Genomic DNA, 18,735 nt, shown 5'->3' on the forward strand with positions numbered 1-18,735 from the left:
ACCGAGTCCTTCCGACAGAACCGGGAACCCTTCGGGATGAAGGGCTCTCATACCTCCACCCGCCCGCAGGGCCCCGCGGGCGGGTGGTCACCCCTCCGGTCCGCTCTCGGCGACCCGCACCGCGCCACCGTACGCCTCGTCGTGCTGCTTGCGCGGGGAGCAGACCGAGGCCGACGGGCAGGCGCAGCGGCGGCCGCCGTCATCCAGGCGGACCACGACGGAGTCCGAGGGTACGTTGCGGCCCACGACGGTTCCGGCGCCCTCGGGGGTGTCGACCTTCAGCCCGATCCGGGGCATCCTGCTCTGGGCGTCGAGGTAGAGGGGGTGCTCGTACTTCAGGCAGCACATCAGCCGCCCGCATGCCCCCGCGATGCGCAGCGGGTTGACCGGCAGGTCCTGGTCCTTGGCCATCCGGACGGAGACCGGCTCGAAGTCCTTGAGGAAGGTGGCGCAGCACAGGTCACGGCCGCAGGGGCCGATGCCGCCCTGGAGGCGGGCCTCGTCGCGCGGGCCTATCTGGCGCAGCTCCACCCTGGCGCGCAGGTTGCGGGCCAGGTCACGGACCAGGGCGCGGAAGTCGACCCGGTGCGGGGCGGAGAAGTAGACCGTGTAGACGTTCTCCGCGTCCAGGTAGTCGACGCCGACGACCTTCATCGGCAGCGTGTGCCGCTTGATCAGGCGCTTGGAGACGCTCCGGGCCTCGGCGCGACGCCGTTTGTTGCCCTCGTCGCGGGTGAGGTGCTCCTCGGTCGCGATGCCCGCGCACATCGGCAGCCCGTCGATCTCCTCGCTCGTCCACTGCGGCGCCCAGACGCACTCGGCGACCTCGGGCCCGGCCTCGGTGGGCACCAGCACCTTGTCGCCGACCTTGGGGCTGTGCTCACCGGGGTCGAGGTAGTACAGCCTGCCGTAGCGGGTGAAACTCACCGCCATGATCATGCCCATATGGCTCCAAACCTGGGGGTACGGCTCGTGCTCACCCTATGTGTCATGCCCCCGGATGTGCGGTGCCACCCGGGGACGATCACGGACAAGCCATCCGACCTCGGCATCGCCCGGCCGCGCTCGCGAACCGCCCGTACCAGCGTCAGCCGCTCGCTCTGACCCCTCTCAGGACTCCGGGGGCTTGACCCCCGGGAACGAGCACTGCTCCGGCTCGTTCGACCACGGAAGGACGCGCTCGACGAGCGACCACAGCGACGCCCTTCTCAGCATGCAGGGGACATCGACCGCTTGCAGAGGAAGACCGACACGTCGGCGTCTCCGGACTGCTCAGGAACGCTCATCGCCACGGCAACGATGTTCTCCTGGAGAAGCGGGGAGGGCGCGGTGAGCCGTACGACTCCGAAGACCGTCACGGCGACGGCCAGGGCCACAGCGGCGATCCGGAAGGAAGCGCTGGAGCGGTGGCGGGCGGGGGCTGCGAGCGGGCGGGCTCGTAAACCCCGTCCGGCCCACGTGTCCCATCCGGTGAGTTCCACCCGGCGCACCGGCTCGGCTCAACGGCGGCGACCGGTCCGGGTCGGTGTACGACCGCGCCCGCCCCCCGCTCAGCGGCCGAGTTCGGCGAAGGACTTCTCCCAGCGTTGGGCGATCATGGAGATGTCGTAGCTCCGGGCCGTCTGGATGGCGTTCTTGGCCATCCTGCGGCGGCCCTCCTCGTCGTCGATCATCTGGATCAACCCGTCGGCCAGGGCGTCCACGTCGTCGGCGGGAACCAGCAGTCCGTCGATCCCGGGTGTGATGATCTCGCGAGGTCCACGGGGACAGTCGAAGCTGACCACCGGCACCCCGGAGGCGAACGCCTCGATGATGGTCATGCCGAAGCCCTCGAAGCGGGAACTGACCGCGTGGATCGACGCCTTGGCGAGCTCGCCCTCGATGTCACCGGTGGGGCCCATGAACGTGACGTTGTTGTGCAGCCGCAGCTTGACCGCCTGCCTGACCAGCTTGTCGCCGACCCGGCCCTCGCCGTAGATCCGCAGTTTCCAGTCGGGACGTTCCCTGGCCACCCGGACGAACGCCTTCAGCAGCCGGTCGTACCCCTTGACCGGCACCAGCCTGCCCGCGGCCAGCACGATCCGGTTCTCCTGCCTGGAGCGCGGACGCGGCCCGCCGGGCAGCCCGTTGCCGATGGTGAACACCCGGGTGGGCGACCCGTTGAGCATGTTCCGGTAGTCGTGCTCGTCGGCCTCGGTGAGGGTGACGACCGCGTCCAGTTTCGGGTACCAGGTCCGGATCTCCTCGAAGATCCCGGGCTGGTGTGCCTCGAAGTGCAGGTGCTCCTGGGCGATCGTGACGACCTTCCTGCGGGTGTACCTCGCGGCCATGATGTTGAGCCCCGCGCGGGTGGTGATCAGGACGTCGCTGCGGAGCCTGCGCAGCTCGCGGACGAGGACCTCGTCGCTCCAGGCGCTGAAGGACGCGTAGGCGCGCTCCTCGGGGTGGATCAGCGCGCTCTCCCGCGCGCCCAGCCGCTCGGCCCTCTTCGTGTACGGCCAGCGGACCCTGGCCCTCTCCCGCAGGTCCACCAGCGAACGGAGCCTGACCCGGGAGCCCAGCGGCAGGAAGGGGGTGTCGGTGTGCTGGAAGACGCTGACGATCTCGACCTCGTGCCGCTCGGACATGGCGGTGGCGAGGTCGAAGGTGGCGCGGATGGTGCCGCCCATGCCGTAGGCGTTGAGAATGAGAAAGGAGATCTTCATGACTTCTCCTCTTCGATGCTGAGCGCGACGGCGAGGCTGTCGGTCTCGGTGTAGTACGGGCGGACCCTCACCTGCCCGACATGCTGGGCAGGAAAACGAACTTTGATCTTCTTGTCTGTTATGTCATCAAGACGGGTCGCCAGCGGCAGCCGGACCCCGGAGATCTCCGCGTACAGGTCCCAGAAGACCCGGCGCCGCACCTGTGCCTCGGCCATCGGCGCGATCTCGATCGCTCCCTCGAACCACCGCCCCTGGAAGGTCGCCGGCCCGCTCACCGGCTCCGGTCCCCGGCGGGCCACCGCCACCAGCCTGGCCTCCCCCCGGATCGGGTCGCCGTACGCGACGGCGCCCTCGACGGCGATCACCCCGTCGTCCGCGGTCACCCGGATCACCTCGACGTACGGCTCGACCTCGCGGACCCGCAGGCCCAGCGTGCCGAGGGAGGTGCGGAACGCCCTGATCTCCCGGTTGCGGCGGGTCTCGGCGTAGGACCAGAGCCCGTCGAGCGAGAACCCCGGGTCGTCGGTGGCGACGGGCTCGCCCCGGTACGAGGCCATCCAGAGACCTGGGGCCAGCACCGTCAGGTCCGCCGCCCCGCACTCCTCACCGGTCTCCACGTGCCGCAGGACGATCTCCGCGTCCGTCGGCACCGACCATTCGATCCTCAGCGTGTCGTCATCGCCTACCCGGCTTGTGACGGCCCGCCCGCTCACGGACGGAACCCCCCCGTGGCGCGCCTCGGTGCTCACCAAAATTCCCCCGGCCTTCGCTGCTCATCCCCGTAGAGCAGGACACTTCCCGTTGTTTTATAACAAAAGCATTGATTTTTGCCCGTGAATCCTAACGACCCACACTCATGCTTTGAGGTGATTTAGCGAGGAATGGTTCCATCTAATCGAAAAAAGACGGGATGGGGCCGCGCAGTCGCGACGGCCCCATCCCCTCACCAGCCGATATCCGCCATAGCAGGTTGCCGGAAACTCCGAAGTGTCCGATATCGGCCAGAGTTGACCACCCCGAACTCCGGCCCCCGCCGGACCAGGAGGTGTTCGCCCGAACCATCCGTGTCGACCAGCTGGAGACCACCCCGATCGTCGTGGTAGAGCGCCCCCGTCTTTCTGCCGTCCCCGGCGCCAAAACGCGCGATCTCGGCCACAACCTGGGAGCCCCCACCTGCGGCCCTCTCGACGATCCGGCCGAGCGCCGCGACGAACGAGCGGCCGTCGGCGCCGATCCGCACCCCCTGCACACCGGCGGGCGTACCGGAAGCGGTCCTGAGCAGCACCTTCCTTGCCCCGTCCAGATCGTCGCCCTCCGCCGCGGTGTCGAGCACCCACACCTCCGAGGGATCGGGGCCGAGGAAGGTCACCTCGGGCCCGTCCCCGCCAGACACCCGGCGGCCGGCGGGCACCGGCGTGACCGTCACGGTCAGAGTCGGCCTCGGCACCGCGGACGGCGAAACCTCCAACCGGCGAGGCGCCGGCGTGACCGTCACCGTTGGCATGGGCGTCGCCTCGAGAACCGGCCTCGAAGAGGGAGGTTTCGCCGGAGCGGGAAGCCGGGTGGGTGGACTCGTGGGGTTCGTACCCGGACCGCGTTGGAAGGCGACGGAGCCGCCGTCCGCGGTGATCGACACGTTTCTGACGTCGCCCCCGCGCGGCGAGCCGAACACCCGGCTCTTCCCCGTGGTCAGATCGGTCACACCGAGCCGCGCGGGAAGGGTGCCGCCCTGGCACGGCACCAGGCCGTAGGCGAGCCTGGTGCCGTCCGCGCTGACCGCGAGCGACGTGGGCACGCTACCCTTCGGCGGGGTGATCGGCAGCGTCTCCCTGCGCAACGCCCCGTCCGGCTGGAACGTCACGCGCAGGAACAACGTCTCGCAGGAACCCGACCTCACCGTGACGTAGAAGGCACCTCTGGCGGCGTCCACCAGTGAGAAGCGCTGCTCGGGGCCCAGTGAGAGCCTGGCGGCCAGGTGACCCGTGTCCGACCGGTGGAAGGTGACCGAGCTGTCACCGACCACGGCGAAGCGCTCCGGAGCGGTGCCCACCGCCGATACGACGCCGCCGTCCCCTCGCCCGTCGCCCTGGACCACCGTGACCCCGGCGGCGACCACCGTGGTCACCGCCGCCGCGGCCACCAGCGGCATAGCCCAGGGTCTTCTCGTATGGGACGGGTACCGCCTGAAGTCGGGGACGTCCTGAACGGTCTCCCCGAGGGCCCCCGCCGCGTCCCGCAGCCGGTTGACGATCTCGTTCACTGGTTCTCTCCCAGGAGACGACCGAGCGCGTTCAGCGCCCGGTGCGTGGTGGACTTGACCGTGCCGCGGCTGATCCCCATGGCATTGGCGGTCTCCTCCTCGGACAGGTCGGCGTAGAAGCGCAGCAACAGCACCTCGCGTTGCCGCCTCGGCAGCCTGTGGAGTGCCTCGATGACGGCCCGGCGCTCGGCGCCGAGCATCGCCTCGGACTCGGCCGACCAGACGGGCGGTGTGTAGGTACCGGCGAACCACGAGGGCAGCCGCCTGCGGCGCAGCACGGTGCGCGCGTTGTTCAGCACGGCGCTGCGCAGATAGACGAGCGCTTTCTCCGGGTCCCTCAACCGGCCGAATCTGCGATGAAGGCCGAGGAACGCCTCCTGCACCACGTCTTCGGCGGACTCGCGATCCCCGATCATGACCAGGGCGAGCCGGGTCAGCCCGAGCGCGTGCTCGGCGTAGAGCCCGCTGATCGTCTCAACGGGCTCCGCTCTGCCCAGTTCCAACATTTCGGCCTGCATGACCAAGAGACGCGAAAACCGTCCCCGGGTTGCCTCCCGTCGCGAGGCGGATCAGACGCCTGGCCGGTGCAGTGAGAGGGTCATCGACTCGACGGCCATCTGCGGGCTGACGTTGGCCGCCAGTCGCCTCCGACAGCGCATGATGGCGTCGATCCTGCGCAGGGTGTCCTCCGGGGTGGAGGCACGGGCCAGGTCTTCCAGATCGGCACGGCGGTCCTCGCCGGCCAGTTCCACGTGCGCACCGAACTGCACGGCCAGCACGTCGCGGTAGAACGCCACCAGGTCGAGCAGTGCCGCGTCGATGACGTCGCGCTTGGTGCGGGTCGCCCGGGACTTCTGCCGGTCCTCAAGGTCCTTGAGCGCCCCGGCACCGCCGCGGATCAGCCCCCTGTTGAGCCCCTTTCCGGTGGAGCCCTCGCCGTAGACCTGGCGCAGCTCGGTGATCTCCGCCTCGTTCAGCACCGCCGTGACCGCGGCGGCCTCGTCCTCGGCGGTCTTCACCAGGCGTTCGGCGGCCATCACGCACTCGCCGACGCCGGTGAGCGACCTGGGGATGGACAGCACCGCCTCGCGACGCGAGCGCGCCTCCTCGTCCAGGGCCAGCCTGCGGGCGCGGTCGATGTGCCCCTGGGCGGCCCTGGCCGCGAACTCCGCCATCGCCGGCGGCACGTTCTCGCGCGTGGCCAGCACGTGGGCGACCGCCGAGGTGGGCGGGGTGACGAGCGTGACGATCCGGCAACGGGACCTGATGGTGATCATCATGTCGTCCGGAGCAGGCGCGCAGAGCAGCCAGACGGTCTTCGGCGGCGGCTCCTCGATGGCCTTGAGCAGCGCGTTGGACGCCCCCTCGGTCGCCCGGTCGGCGTCCTCGAACAGCACGACCCTCCAGCGGCCCAGCGTCGGCGCCCCGGCCGCGCGCAGGATGAGCCTGCGGGTGTCCTTGATGCCGTACGAGAGTCCCTGCGGGCGGACGATCTCCAGGTCCGGGTGGGAGCCGACCGACACCTGATGGCACATGTCGCAGTGGCCGCACCCCTGCTCGTGGCAGAACAGCGCGGCGGCGAACGCCCGCGCGGCCTCCTCACGCCCGGACCCGGGCGGCCCGGTGAACAGCCACGCGTGGGTCATCCCGGCGCCGCGCCCCCCGGCCAGCAGGTCGGCCCCGGCCGCCGCGGCCCGGCGGAGCGTTACCGCGGCCCGCTCCTGCCCTACAAGATCATCAAAGACTCCCACGGACCCAACCTACCGCCGGTGCCGATCGCCGGGTCAGGAGCTCACGGAGAGGACTCCCCGCGACCTCGGCTCCGCTCACGGCTCGCGGAGGCACCGGGTCAGTCACGGATCGCCGGGATGGTCCCGGTGACGTCCTCCGACTCCTGTGGCACTGGGTCGGGCATGATCTCGCGGACCCGGTCGTAGATGAGCGAGGAGATCCGTTCCTGGGTCAGGGTCCCGTCGACGACCAGGTAGCGATCCGGCTCTGCGGCGGCCAGCGCCCGGAACTCGCGGCGGACGCGCTCGTGGAACTCCAGCGGCTCCGACTCGATGCGGTCGGCGGCCCCGCCCAGCCGGGTCAGCCCCACCGACGGCGGGGTGTCGATGAGCACGGTGAGATCGGGAACGAGCCCACCGGTGGCCCAGCCGTTGATCCTTTTGACGTCCTCGATGTCCAGCGCCCGGCCCGCGCCCTGGTAGGCCAGCGACGAGTCGACGTACCGGTCGGAGATCACCATGGAGCCCCGCTGGAGGGCCGGGCGGATGACCTTCTCCACATGCTCGGCCCGGTCGGCCGCGTACAGCAGGGCCTCCGACCTCGCGGACAGTCCCTGGTGCACCGCGTCGAGCAGGATCGCGCGCAGCCGCATGCCCACCTTGGTCGAGCCCGGCTCACGGGTCTGTACGACGTCGAACCCCTGGTCGCGCAGCCAGATCGCCAGCAGCCTGGACTGGGTGGTCTTACCCGACCCCTCACCGCCCTCGAAGGCGATGAACATCCCGCGTGCCTGCTCGACGCTCTCGGGGGTGAACCGCTCCCCGCGCACCGCGGCGATCAGGTCTGCGGCGATCGAGACGCCCCTGCGGTCGTCCATCTGCCGTAGCGCGACGGTCCCGACGACCACCGCGAGCAACCCGCCGACCAGCAGCACCAGGTTGGAGCCGTCGAACTGGTAGACCGGCTCCTGCCCGACCCTGATCTCCCGCTCGCCGAACAGACCCGCCAGGGTCGGCGCGACCGCGACCACCAGCAGCAGGGTCACCCGGGCGAGCGACTGCAGGAAGGAGAACGTGCGGCCCCGCAGGTTGTCGTCCACCTCCAGCCCGATCATCGTGTAGCCGATGATCCAGGCGATTCCCGCGCACGCGCCGAGCAGCACGGTCAGCAGGACGACGATCACCAGGTTGTGGACGAGCGCGATCGCGACGAGGACCACCCCGGCCACCACGATCGACAGGCCGAACAACCGCCGCCGCGACAGCTCCCGCAGCAGCCTCGGCCCGAAGAACATGCCGGACGCCATGCCGACGAAGACCGCCCCGAAGACCACGCCGTACGCCGCGTCGCCGCCACCCAGCGCGTCCACGTAGATCTTGGCCACCCCGACCACCGCGCCGCCGGCGGCGAACGCGCCCAGCATGCCGATGATCAGACCGCGGATCAGCCGGTTGCCGCCGACGAACCGCCAGCCCTCGAAGATCTGCCGCAGCACCGACGGCGTGGAGGTCGCGGCCCGCGCGCCGGCCTTCGGGATGTCCTTGAGCGAGAGGATGATGAAGGCCGAGACCAGGTAGGCGAGCGCGTTGATGAACAGCGCCAGGTAGGTCTCCCGCTGGGCGAAGAACGGCACCAGGTTGCCCAGGACGTCGTCGGCGACCGACAGCACCGCGAACAGCAGCGCGGCGATCGGCGCGGTCCCGTAGGTGACCAGGAGGTTGAGCTGGTTGGCCTCCTCCAGTCGCTCCTTGGGCACCAGGTTGGGCACCGTGGCGTCCTTGGCCGGAACCCAGAAGAGGTTGACGCACTCGACCAGGAAGGTGGCGATGATCACCCATTGGTAGTTGCCGATCAGCGGGATCGACAACACCAGCGCGAAGCGCAGGAAGTCGCAGAAGAACATCGTCATCCGCCGGTCGAACCGGTCGGCGAACGCGCCGGCGAGCGGGCCCAGCAGGATGGCGGGGAGCATCTTCGCCACGAAGACGCCTCCGATGGCCAGGCTCTGGACCTTGTAGCCGGACCCCGCCGTGAGGTTGCCCGCCAGGGCGGTCAGTGCCAGCAGGTTGAGCCAGTCTCCGAGGCTGCACACCGACATCGCCGTCCACAGCTTGCGGAACGGGGTGTTGGCCAGCACGTGGGGGGGCTTGCGTCGCGCGGTGCTCCGGCCAAGGGTGGTCATAGTGTCAGCGTATCCAGGTGCTCGCTGGGCTGGGGAGAACATGAGCCAGGCGGAAATGCCCGGCTGCCCGTCGCATGAGGGTAATGCCTCCGCCCTGTGCCCCGCAGGTGCCACACCCGAAAAGAAGCGTCAGATGCTCGTGTTTCCAGTGATATGCCTACCTCCCGATCGGTGCCGGGCTACCGGAGCTTCTCGTTCCTGACTTCCAGCAGGGTTATCTCGGGTGGGGCGCCCACTCGCACCGGCGGCCCCCAGAAACCCGCGCCCCGCGTCACGTAGACCTGGGTGCCGTCCACCTCGCCGAGACCGGAGACGACCGGCTGCTGCATCGGGATGATCAGGTTGAAGGGCACCATCTGCCCACCGTGCGTGTGGCCGGACAGCTGGAGGTCCACCCCGTAGGTGGCCGCCTGGACCGCCTGGACCGGCTGGTGGGCGAGCAGGACCGTGGACCGGGAGCGGTCACGGCCACCCAGCGCCCGCTCGAAGTCCGGACCGTCACCCGACGCGACACCACCGACGTCGTTGACCCCGGCGAGATCGAGCACGGCTCCCCCGTGAGCGATCTCCACCCGCTCGTTGCCCAGCGGGCGGATGCCGAGCTCGCGGAGCTCCTCGATCCACTCCTGCGGGCCGCCTGCGGTGTAGTACTCGTGGTTGCCGGTGACGAAGTAGGCACCGTAGCGGGATTCGAGATCCTTCAGCGGCCTGGCCAGCGGGCCGAGCTCGGCCACCGTGCCGTCGACCAGGTCGCCGACGACGGCGACCACGTCGGCCTCCAGCGAGTTGATCATGCGGACGATGCGCCGGGTGTGCTCCGTACCGGTGAGCGGGCCCAGGTGGATGTCGCTGACAACCGCGAACCGCAGGCCGTTCAGGCGCGGATCCAGCCTGGGCAGCACCACCCCGGCCGACTCGATCACCGGGTCGCCGAGGGCGGTCCTGATCCCGAACCCGATCGTGCCGAGCGCCCCCGCCCCGGCGGCGACCGCCGCCGTACGGGCGATGAACAGCCTCCTGCTCAGCCCGCCTGCCGTGTCCTTCGCCCCTCCGCCGCGCGGTGTGCCTCCAGGGCCCGGTACGACGACCAGCCCACCGACCGCGGACTCCCCACGGTCCGTCTGGGCCGTGGGGACGGACCGGAGGGAGTGCTGGGGGTGAACGGCGGCCACGGACGCCGGTGGGACGGCGGTTTCGGATCGAACGGCGAGCTCCGGCTGCGCGGCTCGTTTCGCACGGCGGGCGACCACCCCCGGCGGTACCCGGCGCCGCTCGGCCCGGTGCTCCATCCCGCGCACCAGCAGCAGGGCCACGGCCCTGGGGATCTCCAGGACCACCAGGAACACGACGAGGTAGAACATCGTCGCGATCCAGAAGAATCCCGGCCACGCCAGGAAGTGCCCCCACTCACTGCGGGAGACGACCAGCGTCACGGGGGCGAGCACCGCCAGGCCGACGAGGATCCAGGTCAGCACCCGGCGGGTCCGCCCCGGCCGGGTGGTCGAACGGACCAGGCGGCGCCACAGGTAGTAGTGGACCACCGTGATCGCACAGATGACCAGCGACACGAAGCCCACGATCGTCACTTGCCTTCCCTCTCGCGCCCACCGGCCGTCCCGGCGCGTTCCGAAGAACGCCCGAAGCGGCGAATGCGTTCCCAGCGGGTGCGGAAACCCCGCGGGCCAGAGCCCCGTACGAGGGGCCCTGGCCCGGCGGCGTCAGGCCTTGGCCTTGGCCCGGGTGGTGCGGGGACGCTTGGGCGCCGGGCCTCGGGCGCGGCGGTCGGCGAGCAGCTCGGCGGCGCGTTCGGTGGTGATCTGCTCGACCTCGTCGCCTTTGCGCAGTGAGGCGTTGGTCTCCCCGTCGGTGACGTAGGGCCCGAACCGCCCCTCCTTCACCACGATCGGCTTCTTGGAGACCGAGTCCTCACCCAGCTCACGCAGCGGCGGCGCGGCCGTGGCCCGCCTACCCCTGGTCTTGGGCTGGGCGAACAGTTCCTTGGCCTGATCGAGGGTGACCGTGAACAGTTCCTCCTCCGACCCCAGGGAACGAGAGTCGGTGCCCTTCTTGATGTACGGTCCGAACTTGCCGTTCTGCGCCGTGACCTCCTGGTCGTCGATCACCCCGAGCACTCTCGGCAGCGAGAGCAGCAGCAGGGCGTCCTCAAGGGTGACGGTGTCCAGGGACATCGACTTGAGCAGCGACCCGGTGCGCGGCTTGGGGGCGTCGGCCTTCTTGGTCTTCTTCTTGCCCTCGGCCGGAGGCGTCTCCACCGGCAGGATCTCGGTGACGTACGGACCGAAGCGGCCGTCCTTGGCCACGATCACGTGCCCGGTCACCGGGTCCTTGCCCAGCTCCCGGTCACCCGTCGGGCGGGAGAACAGTTCCTCGGCCCTCTCTGCGGTGAGCTCGTCGGGGGCCAGGTCCTCCGGCACGTTCACCCGGACACCCTCCCGGTCCAGGTACGGACCGTAGCGGCCCACCCGGATCATGATGTCGGTGCCCCTGATCGAGAACGAGCTGATCTCCTTGGCGTCGATCTCGCCGAGGTCGGTGACCAGTTCCTTCAGCCCCTCGCCGCCGTCCACACCGAAGTAGAACCGGCGCAGCTCGGGCACCCGCTCCGCCCGGTCGTTGGCGATGTCGTCGAGGACCTTCTCCATGTCGGCGGTGAAGTCGTAGTCGACGAGGTGGCCGAAGTGCTGCTCCAGCAGGTTGACCACCGCGAACGCCAGGAAGGACGGCACCAGGGCGGTGCCCTTCTTGAAGACGTAGCCGCGGTCCAGAATCGTTCCGATGATCGACGCATACGTCGAGGGACGGCCGATCTCCCGGTCTTCCAGCTCTTTGATCAGCGACGCCTCCGTGTACCGGGCCGGCGGCTTGGTGGCGTGCGACAGCACGTTCAGCGCGGACGCGGTGAGCGGGTCGTTCTCGCTCAGGTTCGGCAGGCGCTTCTCGGAGTCGTCGCGGTCGGTGGACGGGTCGTCCGCGCCCTCGACATAGGCCTTCAGGAAGCCATGGAAGGTGATGGTCCGCCCGGAGGCACTGAACTCGACCTGCTCCCCCGAACTGGACGTGCCGTCCACCTTGACGATGACCGACTCGCCGACCGCGTCCTTCATCTGGGAGGCCACGGTCCGCTGCCAGATCAGCTCGTACAGGCGGAACATGTCACCGGTCAGCCCGGTCTCGCCCGGCGTGCGGAACTCCTCACCCGAGGGACGGATCGCCTCGTGCGCCTCCTGCGCGTTCTTCACCTTGCTGGCGTAGACACGCGGCTTGTCGGGCACATAGGCCGAGCCGTAAAGCTTGATGGCCTGGCTGCGGGCGGCGGCGACAGCGGTCTCCGACAGCGTGATGCTGTCGGTCCGCATGTAGGTGATGAAGCCGTTCTCGTAGAGACGCTGGGCGACCTGCATGGTCGACTTCGCGGAGAAGCCCAGCTTGCGGCTGGCCTCCTGCTGCAGCGTGGTCGTCCTGAACGGCGCGTACGGCTTGCGGGTGTACGGCTTGCGCTCGACCGACCTGACCTTGTACGGCACACCGGCCAGGCGCCCGGCCAGGGCCTGGGCGGCCTGCTCGTCCAGGTGGAGCACATCGGCGCTCTTGAGGGTGCCGTTGCTCGCGAAGTCCCGGCCCTGGGCGACGCGCTTGCCGTTCACGCCGGTCAGCATCGCGGTGAACTCGTGCGGAACCTCGTCACCACCGGTGTCGAGCAGCGCCTGCAGGTCCCAGTAACTCGCGCTGGTGAACGCCAGGCGCTCGCGCTCGCGCTCCACGACCAGCCGGGTCGCCACGGACTGCACGCGCCCGGCCGAAAGCCGGGGCTTGACCTTCTTCCACAGGACCGGGCTGACCTCGTAACCGTAGAGACGGTCGAGAATGCGCCGGGTCTCCTGGGCGTCGACCAGCCGCAGGTTCAGGGCGCGGGGATTGGCCACCGCCTCCTGGATCGCCCGCGGGGTGATCTCGTGGAACACCATGCGGTGCACCGGGACCTTGGGATTGAGCACCTCGCGGAGGTGCCAGGCGATCGCCTCGCCCTCGCGGTCCTCGTCAGTGGCGAGATAGAGCTCGTCGGCGTCCTTGAGCAGCTGCTTGAGCTTGCTCACCTGTGCCTTCTTGTCGTGGTTGACGACATAGAGCGGCTCAAACTCGTGATCCACATTGACGCCGAGGCGTGCCCAGGACTCCCCTTTGTACTTCTCAGGGATGTCGTCGGCCTTCTCAGGGAGATCACGAATATGCCCGATACTGGACTCCACGACGTAGCCGCGGCCGAGGTACCCGGCGATGGTCTTCGCCTTGGAAGGCGACTCGACGATCACCAGGCGGTTTCCGCCGGCGTTGCCGTTCTTGGCTGGCACGCTGCTTCCTACCTCGCTGTTCGCATTCGTTCCCCGTTTACTTCCCCTCGGGTTACCCGATCTGAGTCGGGAACACTCCCAAGGAAAGCCGCAAGGACGCAGAATAAAGCCCTATGAGTGTCGACGTCCCTCGGCTCACCCTCGGAGACTAATCGCTGTGCTGGACTACTCCTACTTGGTTCTCCACCTCCCGCGTGGCACCTCACGGGACGCAGCCCGCCGGATACTGACCGAACACGCAGAATACGGCGACTGGGAGCTCGACCGCCTGCGACTGTATCCCGATGGCCGCCGAGACGTCCGGCTGCGCCGGAAGATCATACGTGTGACCAGGACGATGTGATTCCAGACATGGCTTTGCCCGCCCCGGGCCGCGCCCCCGGAACGGGCAAAGCTTCCGTGCCTCGCCACGCGAGCGAGCACCGCACCACGCAGGCGCGGTCATCCTGTCTCGCCGCCGTCGAGGCGTCTGCGCGCCTTCCTCAGTGGCTCTGAGGAAGGCATGCCTAATGGGTGACTAATGCCTTACTTTTTACCAAAACGGATCCGGCGGGTGGTGCCGAAGACGGTCGCGGAGGCCGCGGCCAACGCGCCGATCAGCAGGGTGACCAGGGAACCGACGTTCATTCCGGTCACGCCGACGGGCTGAGCGGCACTCATCAGACCCAGGTCACGGATCGGCAGGTTACCGGCCGGAGTGGAGGACGTCAGGCCCGTGACGGGAGCCAGCGGCGAGCTACTGTCGGCCGCCGCGGCCCGCTTGCTCACCGGGGTGGCGGGCATGACGGGGAGCTCGGGCAGACCGGCGGCGGCCGGAAGCTGGGACTGGCCTGCCTCCTGGGCAACGCGGGCGTCGGACAGCGACGCCTGACCGGCCTCGCCGCCGACCCCCGGAACCGCGGGGAGGACGGACAGCAGGCTACTGGTCCTGTGCCTGCTGGGCTTGCCGTCCCAGTCACCCCGGCTGCCGTTGTAGTCGCCCTTGGATCCGCCCCGGTGACCACCCTCGTGGCCACCCCACTGGCCACCATTGTGGCCACCGCCCGGCCCTCCGGCACGGGAGCCGCCGAGGCAGCCCGCGGCGGCGTCGCCCAGGACGGCGACCGCGTTGCCGCAGATGTTGATCGGCGCGGTGATCGGCGCGACCACCTGGTTGCCACCCAGGACGCTGCCCCGCCCGGAGGTGCGGTTGCCACCGGCCCCCGCACCCGCGCCGCCGGAGACCGAGGCGCCGCCCCTGCACCCGGCCGCGGCCCGGCCGAGCACGCCCACCGCGTTACCGCAGACGTTGATCGGCGCGGTGATCGGCGCCACCACCTGGTTGCCGCCGCCGATGCTGTGATCACCGTTCGTGCGGTTGCCACCGGCACCGCCGCCACCGGGACCACCGGTCCCGACGGACGCACCCCCCTGGCAGCCGGCGAAGGCCCCGCCCAGGACGGCCACCGCGTTACCGCAGACGTTGATCGGCGCGGTGATCGGCGCCACCACCTGGTTGCCACCCAGGACGCTGCCCCGCCCGGAGGTGCGGTTGCCGCCCGCACCGCCGCCGCCCTGGCCCGTCCCCGCGGACGAACCGCCCGGGCAGCCCGCCTGGCCGTTGCCGACGGCGCTGCCGCAGACGTTGGCGGGCGCGGTGATCGGCGCGACCACCTGATTGCCGCTACCGGCTCCGAAGCGCCCGTCGGTGTCGTTTCCTGGCCGACCGTAACCCGAGCCGGGGCCGCCGGGACGCGGGCCGCGCTCCCAGCCGCCGCCGTGGCCGCCGTGGTCTCCACGCCCCTCGTGGTCTCCGTGACCTCCGTAACCCGGCTTACCCGGCCAGTCGGGCTTGCCAGGGCCGCCGTGCTCTCCGGGGCCACCCGGCCGTCCCGGACCACCGGGCTGCCCGGGGCCACCGGGCTGCCCGGGCCCGCCGGGCTGCCCCGGGCCACCGGGCTGCCCCGGCCCGCCGGGCCTGCCGCCGACGACCTCGGCACCGCCCTCGCAGCCAGAGAACGCCTCGCCGACGACGGCGACCGAGTTGCCGCAGATGTTGATCGGCGCGGTGATCGGCGCCACCACCTGGTTGCCACCCAGGACGCTGCCCCGCCCGGAGGTGCGGTTGCCACCGGCCCCACCGCCACCACCGCCCTGATTGCTCACCGAGGCACCACCCCGGCAACCGGCGGTCGCCCCACCGAAGATCGCGAAAGAATTGCCGCAGGCGTTGATCGGCGCGGTGATCGGCGCGACCACCTGGTTGCCGCCGCCGATGCTGTGATCACCGTTCGTGCGGTTGCCACCAGCACCGCCGCCGTTCCCGCCCTGATTCCGCACCGAGGCACCGCCTCGGCAGCCCGCCTCGGAACGGCCGATCACCGACACCGCGTTGCCGCAGGCGTTGACGGGCGCGGTGATCGGCGCGACCACCTGATTGCCGCCCAGGACGCTGCCCCGCCCGGAGGTCTCGTTGCCCCCCGCGCCACCGCCACCGCCGTTCTCGACGGACGCGCCGCCCTCGGAGGAGGCAGCCGACTGTCCGGCCACAGCGGCGGCGTTTCCGCTGATGTCGATCGGCAGGGTGATCGGAAGGTTGACCTGGTTGCCTCCGGCGATCGAGTGGTCACCGTCGGTGTCGGCGAAGGCCGTACCGCCGCCCATGGCCATGACGCCCAGTGCGAGCAGTGCCGCAGGGGCCGTGCCCCTAACCCACGTACGCATGATTGAAGCTCCTAGCAGTCTCGGGGGGACCTTGAACCCTCGTGAGGGCATGCGAGAGCCATGCGAGGACCGGACAGGTCCGCACAGTGGAGGCCCAGGCGGGCCGTCACGAGGGAGTTGGGAACTGGCTGGCTCGTCGGCCTGCTCGTCGCTCACCGGTGGAGCGACTCTCCTGGGGACGGAGGATCGAGACAGGCTCCGCGACCGGCGGATCACTCGAAAGGAGATCAGGCCGGTCTACAAGACGATGTCAGTCAGGAGAGAAAGAAGGGTCGTCCGCCGCTGTGCGGACGACCGGGGGGAGCACGAACGCCAGCGGAACACGCTGTGTCGCCAGTCGCGGGTCGTAGGCGAACCATGCGACATCCCCCGGACCCGAGCCGAAGAGGCTGGATCCACCACCGCTCTGAGGCACGAATCCATTGCTGCCAGAGCCGTGGTCGACGGTGGCGGGTGCCGGGGCCCCCGGCTTGGACTGGCTGGTGAGCCCGTCCACACCTCGCCCCGCCATGGCTTCGGCGTTGTCCGTCGCCGACGGTTTGCCGCTGCCCGTGGGGAAGTCATCGACCTTTGAAGCCGATCCGGAAGCGACAGCGTCGAGGGTCTGGGAACGGGCCACTCCTGTCGCCGCGGTGGCGTCCGCGACCGCGGGAGTGGCACTGAGAAAGCCGAAGACGATCGCGAGCAGCCATGCGGCGGCCAGGAGGCCGCCGATGGCGAGGGCTTGCCTGATGCCCCACCGGGTGCCGGCCGCGAACCGCGCCATCCGGTCAGCCCGGTCGGGGATCGTGTCGTCGACGGAGAAGGCCACGGGCACGCGTCGAGCAGCGGGCGAGGACGCCCTCCACTGCTCGTGCGGCACGTGCGCCACATGGCCTCCCAAAGCTCCTGGACAGGCCCGCTTGGACACGGGCCACCCTTCAACGGAGAGTCACGTTAGCACTACATGGAGTCAGTGCAACGGATTTCCCGAGAACAGATCAGCAGCCGTCCAGGAATCGGTCAAGAACCCGGACCCCGAACCGCAACGAATCCACCGGCACCCTCTCGTCCACCCCATGGAACATCCCGGAAAAGTCCAGGTCGGCGGGGAGCTTCAGCGGCGCGAACCCGAACCCCCGGATCCCCATCCGGCTGAACGCCTTCAGGTCCGTCCCCCCCGACAGCGTGTACGGCACGGCCAGCGCGCCCGGGTCCTCGGCGAGGAGGGCGTCGGCCATCGCGCGCACCAGCGGCCCGTCGAAACCGGTCTCGATGGCGATGTCGTGGTAGATGAACTCCCTGGTCACATTGGGGCCGAGCAGTTCGTCGACGGTCTGGAGGAACTCGTCCTCATATCCCGGCAGGAAGCGGCCGTCCACGTGCGCGGTAGCGGCCTGGGGGATCACATTGGCCTTGTAGCCGGCCTCCAGCATCGTGGGGTTGGTGGTGTTGCGCAGCGTGGCGCCGATCATCCGCGCCAGCGGCCCCAGCTTGGCGACGGTCTTCTCCGCGTCGTCCAGGTCAAGCTCCAGCTCCAGCGCCCTGGAGGTCTCCTCCAGGAACGTCCTCACCGTCTGTGTCATCCGTACCGGCCACTCGTACCGGCCGATGCGGCCCACCGCCTCGGCCAGCTCGGTGACCGCGTTCTCCGCGTTGAGCATCGAGCCGTGCCCGGCCCGGCCGGTGGCGGTCAGGCGCATCCAGGCGATGCCCTTCTCGGCCGCCTCGATCAGATAGAGCCTGCGCGCCTCGTCGATGGAGACGCTGAACCCACCCACCTCACCGATCGCCTCGGAGCACCCGTCGAACAGGTCCTTGTGCTCTGAGACCAGCCACTGCGCGCCGTAGTGGCCCCCGGCCTCCTCGTCGGCGGTGAAGGCCAGCACCACGTCCCTCGGCGGGCGACGCCCCTCGCTGAGCCGCTGTCGTACGACCGCGAGGATCATCGCGTCCATGTCCTTCATGTCGACCGCGCCGCGCCCCCAGACGCAGCCGTCCGCGATCTCACCGCTGAGCGGGTGGTGGGTCCAGTCGGCGGCGTTGAAGGGCACGACGTCCAGATGTCCGTGCAGCAGCAGCGCGTCCCGCGAGGAGTCCTCCCCCGCTATGCGGGCGATCACGTTGGCCCGCCCCCTGTCCGACTCCAGGATCTGCGGCTCCAGCCCGACCTCGGCCAGCTTCTCGGCCACGTACTCGGCGGCGGCCCGCTCCCCTGGCCCCGAATTGTCACCCGCGTTGGTCGAGTCGATCCTGATCAGGTCGCGGCACAGCCCGACGACCTCATCCTCACCGTTGAGCGTGGCCATGTGGACTCCTTGAGTTCGGTACGGTTTCCACCCCCATCCTCCCGCCGTACCCTCCTTCCCGGCACCCCGTCCGCACTCGCCCTCCTGCCGATATGACGCAAGCTCAAGAGTTTGCTAACCTAAGTCCGCCGACGCGGGATGACGGTCCCACGTGCAGGCACCACGTCCGGGTGGCGGAATAGGCAGACGCGCTAGCTTGAGGTGCTAGTGCCCTTTGCGGGGCATGGGGGTTCAAGTCCCCCCTCGGACACGTTCGATTCGCCCATGAGGTCCTGGTCAGACGTAGAGCTGACCAGGATTCTTCGTTTGCTGGGGTGATAGGTCAGCCGAACGCCGAGCCCGGCGTACAGCCGGGCCTTCCTGACCGGCTCAGCCTTTCCCAGAAGCCGTACTGCGTCACCCATGGTGTTCATCACCTTCGCAAGGTCGTCTCGGGTGAGCTGCCGCCTGCGGTTCGGTTCACGGCGTAGCTGTGCTTCGGCTCGGATCTTCTTGG

The 18,735-nt window shown here is 69.7% G+C and carries 15 protein-coding genes and 1 tRNA gene; 3 read left to right on the forward strand and 13 right to left on the reverse strand.

Annotated features, from left to right (window positions below):
• Positions 1-87: 87 nt before the first annotated feature.
• Positions 88-945 carry a PSP1 domain-containing protein gene (locus ACQP0P_RS46820; protein WP_433369429.1) on the reverse strand — a complete coding sequence of 286 codons (858 nt, stop codon included), beginning with the start codon at positions 943-945 and terminating at the stop codon, positions 88-90.
• Between ACQP0P_RS46820 and ACQP0P_RS46825 the strand changes: the two genes are divergently transcribed.
• Positions 946-1,104, forward strand: a complete 159-nt coding sequence (locus tag ACQP0P_RS46825) for a hypothetical protein (protein ID WP_433369432.1) — start codon at positions 946-948, stop codon at positions 1,102-1,104. It abuts the gene before it with no gap.
• Positions 1,105-1,208: 104 nt separating this feature from the next.
• On the opposite strand, the gene ACQP0P_RS46830 is transcribed toward ACQP0P_RS46825, so the two are convergent.
• The 9 genes from ACQP0P_RS46830 to topA all read right to left on the reverse strand — a co-directional run bounded on the left by ACQP0P_RS46830 (position 1,209) and on the right by topA (position 13,248).
• Positions 1,209-1,376: a hypothetical protein gene (locus ACQP0P_RS46830; RefSeq protein WP_433369435.1), complete on the reverse strand. Its 168-nt coding sequence runs from the start codon at positions 1,374-1,376 to the stop codon at positions 1,209-1,211.
• Positions 1,377-1,550: 174 nt separating this feature from the next.
• The gene (locus tag ACQP0P_RS46835; RefSeq protein ID WP_433369438.1) at positions 1,551-2,705 is read right to left on the reverse strand and encodes a glycosyltransferase family 4 protein; all 1,155 of its coding nucleotides are present in this window, start codon (positions 2,703-2,705) and stop codon (positions 1,551-1,553) included.
• A complete protein-coding gene (locus tag ACQP0P_RS46840; RefSeq protein WP_433369441.1) occupies positions 2,702-3,454 on the reverse strand; it encodes a hypothetical protein in 753 nt (250 codons plus the stop codon). Before ACQP0P_RS46840 ends, ACQP0P_RS46835 begins: the two co-directional genes overlap by 4 nt.
• A gap of 194 nt (positions 3,455-3,648) precedes the next feature.
• Positions 3,649-4,965, reverse strand: coding sequence for a hypothetical protein (locus ACQP0P_RS46845; protein WP_433369443.1), 1,317 nt, complete (start codon positions 4,963-4,965; stop codon positions 3,649-3,651).
• Positions 4,962-5,483 carry a SigE family RNA polymerase sigma factor gene (locus tag ACQP0P_RS46850; RefSeq protein ID WP_433369446.1) on the reverse strand — a complete coding sequence of 174 codons (522 nt, stop codon included), beginning with the start codon at positions 5,481-5,483 and terminating at the stop codon, positions 4,962-4,964. Before ACQP0P_RS46850 ends, ACQP0P_RS46845 begins: the two co-directional genes overlap by 4 nt.
• Positions 5,484-5,534: 51 nt before the next feature.
• Positions 5,535-6,716: a DNA polymerase III subunit delta' gene (locus ACQP0P_RS46855; protein WP_433369449.1), complete on the reverse strand. Its 1,182-nt coding sequence runs from the start codon at positions 6,714-6,716 to the stop codon at positions 5,535-5,537.
• Positions 6,717-6,814: 98 nt separating this feature from the next.
• Positions 6,815-8,878, reverse strand: coding sequence for a dTMP kinase (gene tmk / locus ACQP0P_RS46860; RefSeq protein WP_433369452.1), 2,064 nt, complete (start codon positions 8,876-8,878; stop codon positions 6,815-6,817).
• 179 nt (positions 8,879-9,057) lie between these two features.
• Positions 9,058-10,464 carry a metallophosphoesterase gene (locus ACQP0P_RS46865; protein ID WP_433369455.1) on the reverse strand — a complete coding sequence of 469 codons (1,407 nt, stop codon included), beginning with the start codon at positions 10,462-10,464 and terminating at the stop codon, positions 9,058-9,060.
• A 132-nt stretch (positions 10,465-10,596) separates the two neighbouring features.
• Positions 10,597-13,248, reverse strand: coding sequence for a type I DNA topoisomerase (topA, locus tag ACQP0P_RS46870; protein ID WP_433369458.1), 2,652 nt, complete (start codon positions 13,246-13,248; stop codon positions 10,597-10,599).
• On the opposite strand from topA, the gene ACQP0P_RS46875 reads away from it, so the two are divergent.
• Positions 13,175-13,591, forward strand: coding sequence for a DUF5703 family protein (locus ACQP0P_RS46875; protein ID WP_425427982.1), 417 nt, complete (start codon positions 13,175-13,177; stop codon positions 13,589-13,591). The two genes, topA and ACQP0P_RS46875, sit on opposite strands and share 74 nt — an antisense overlap.
• A gap of 182 nt (positions 13,592-13,773) precedes the next feature.
• On the opposite strand, the gene ACQP0P_RS46880 is transcribed toward ACQP0P_RS46875, so the two are convergent.
• From ACQP0P_RS46880 to ACQP0P_RS46890, 3 genes are all read right to left on the reverse strand, one after another.
• Complete coding sequence (locus tag ACQP0P_RS46880; protein WP_433369461.1) at positions 13,774-15,951, reverse strand: chaplin family protein; 2,178 nt, start codon at positions 15,949-15,951, stop codon at positions 13,774-13,776.
• Between the two features lie 250 nt (positions 15,952-16,201).
• Positions 16,202-16,822 (reverse strand): hypothetical protein, encoded by a 621-nt coding sequence (locus tag ACQP0P_RS46885; protein ID WP_433369463.1) that lies wholly within the window; start codon positions 16,820-16,822, stop codon positions 16,202-16,204.
• A 109-nt stretch (positions 16,823-16,931) separates the two neighbouring features.
• Positions 16,932-18,239: a M20/M25/M40 family metallo-hydrolase gene (locus tag ACQP0P_RS46890; RefSeq protein WP_433369466.1), complete on the reverse strand. Its 1,308-nt coding sequence runs from the start codon at positions 18,237-18,239 to the stop codon at positions 16,932-16,934.
• A 164-nt stretch (positions 18,240-18,403) separates the two neighbouring features.
• Between ACQP0P_RS46890 and ACQP0P_RS46895 the strand changes: the two genes are divergently transcribed.
• Positions 18,404-18,489, forward strand: a tRNA-Leu gene (locus tag ACQP0P_RS46895).
• Positions 18,490-18,735: the final 246 nt, after the last annotated feature.

The organism is Streptosporangium sp. CA-115845, from assembly GCF_050943795.1.
Classification (GTDB): domain Bacteria; phylum Actinomycetota; class Actinomycetes; order Streptosporangiales; family Streptosporangiaceae; genus Streptosporangium.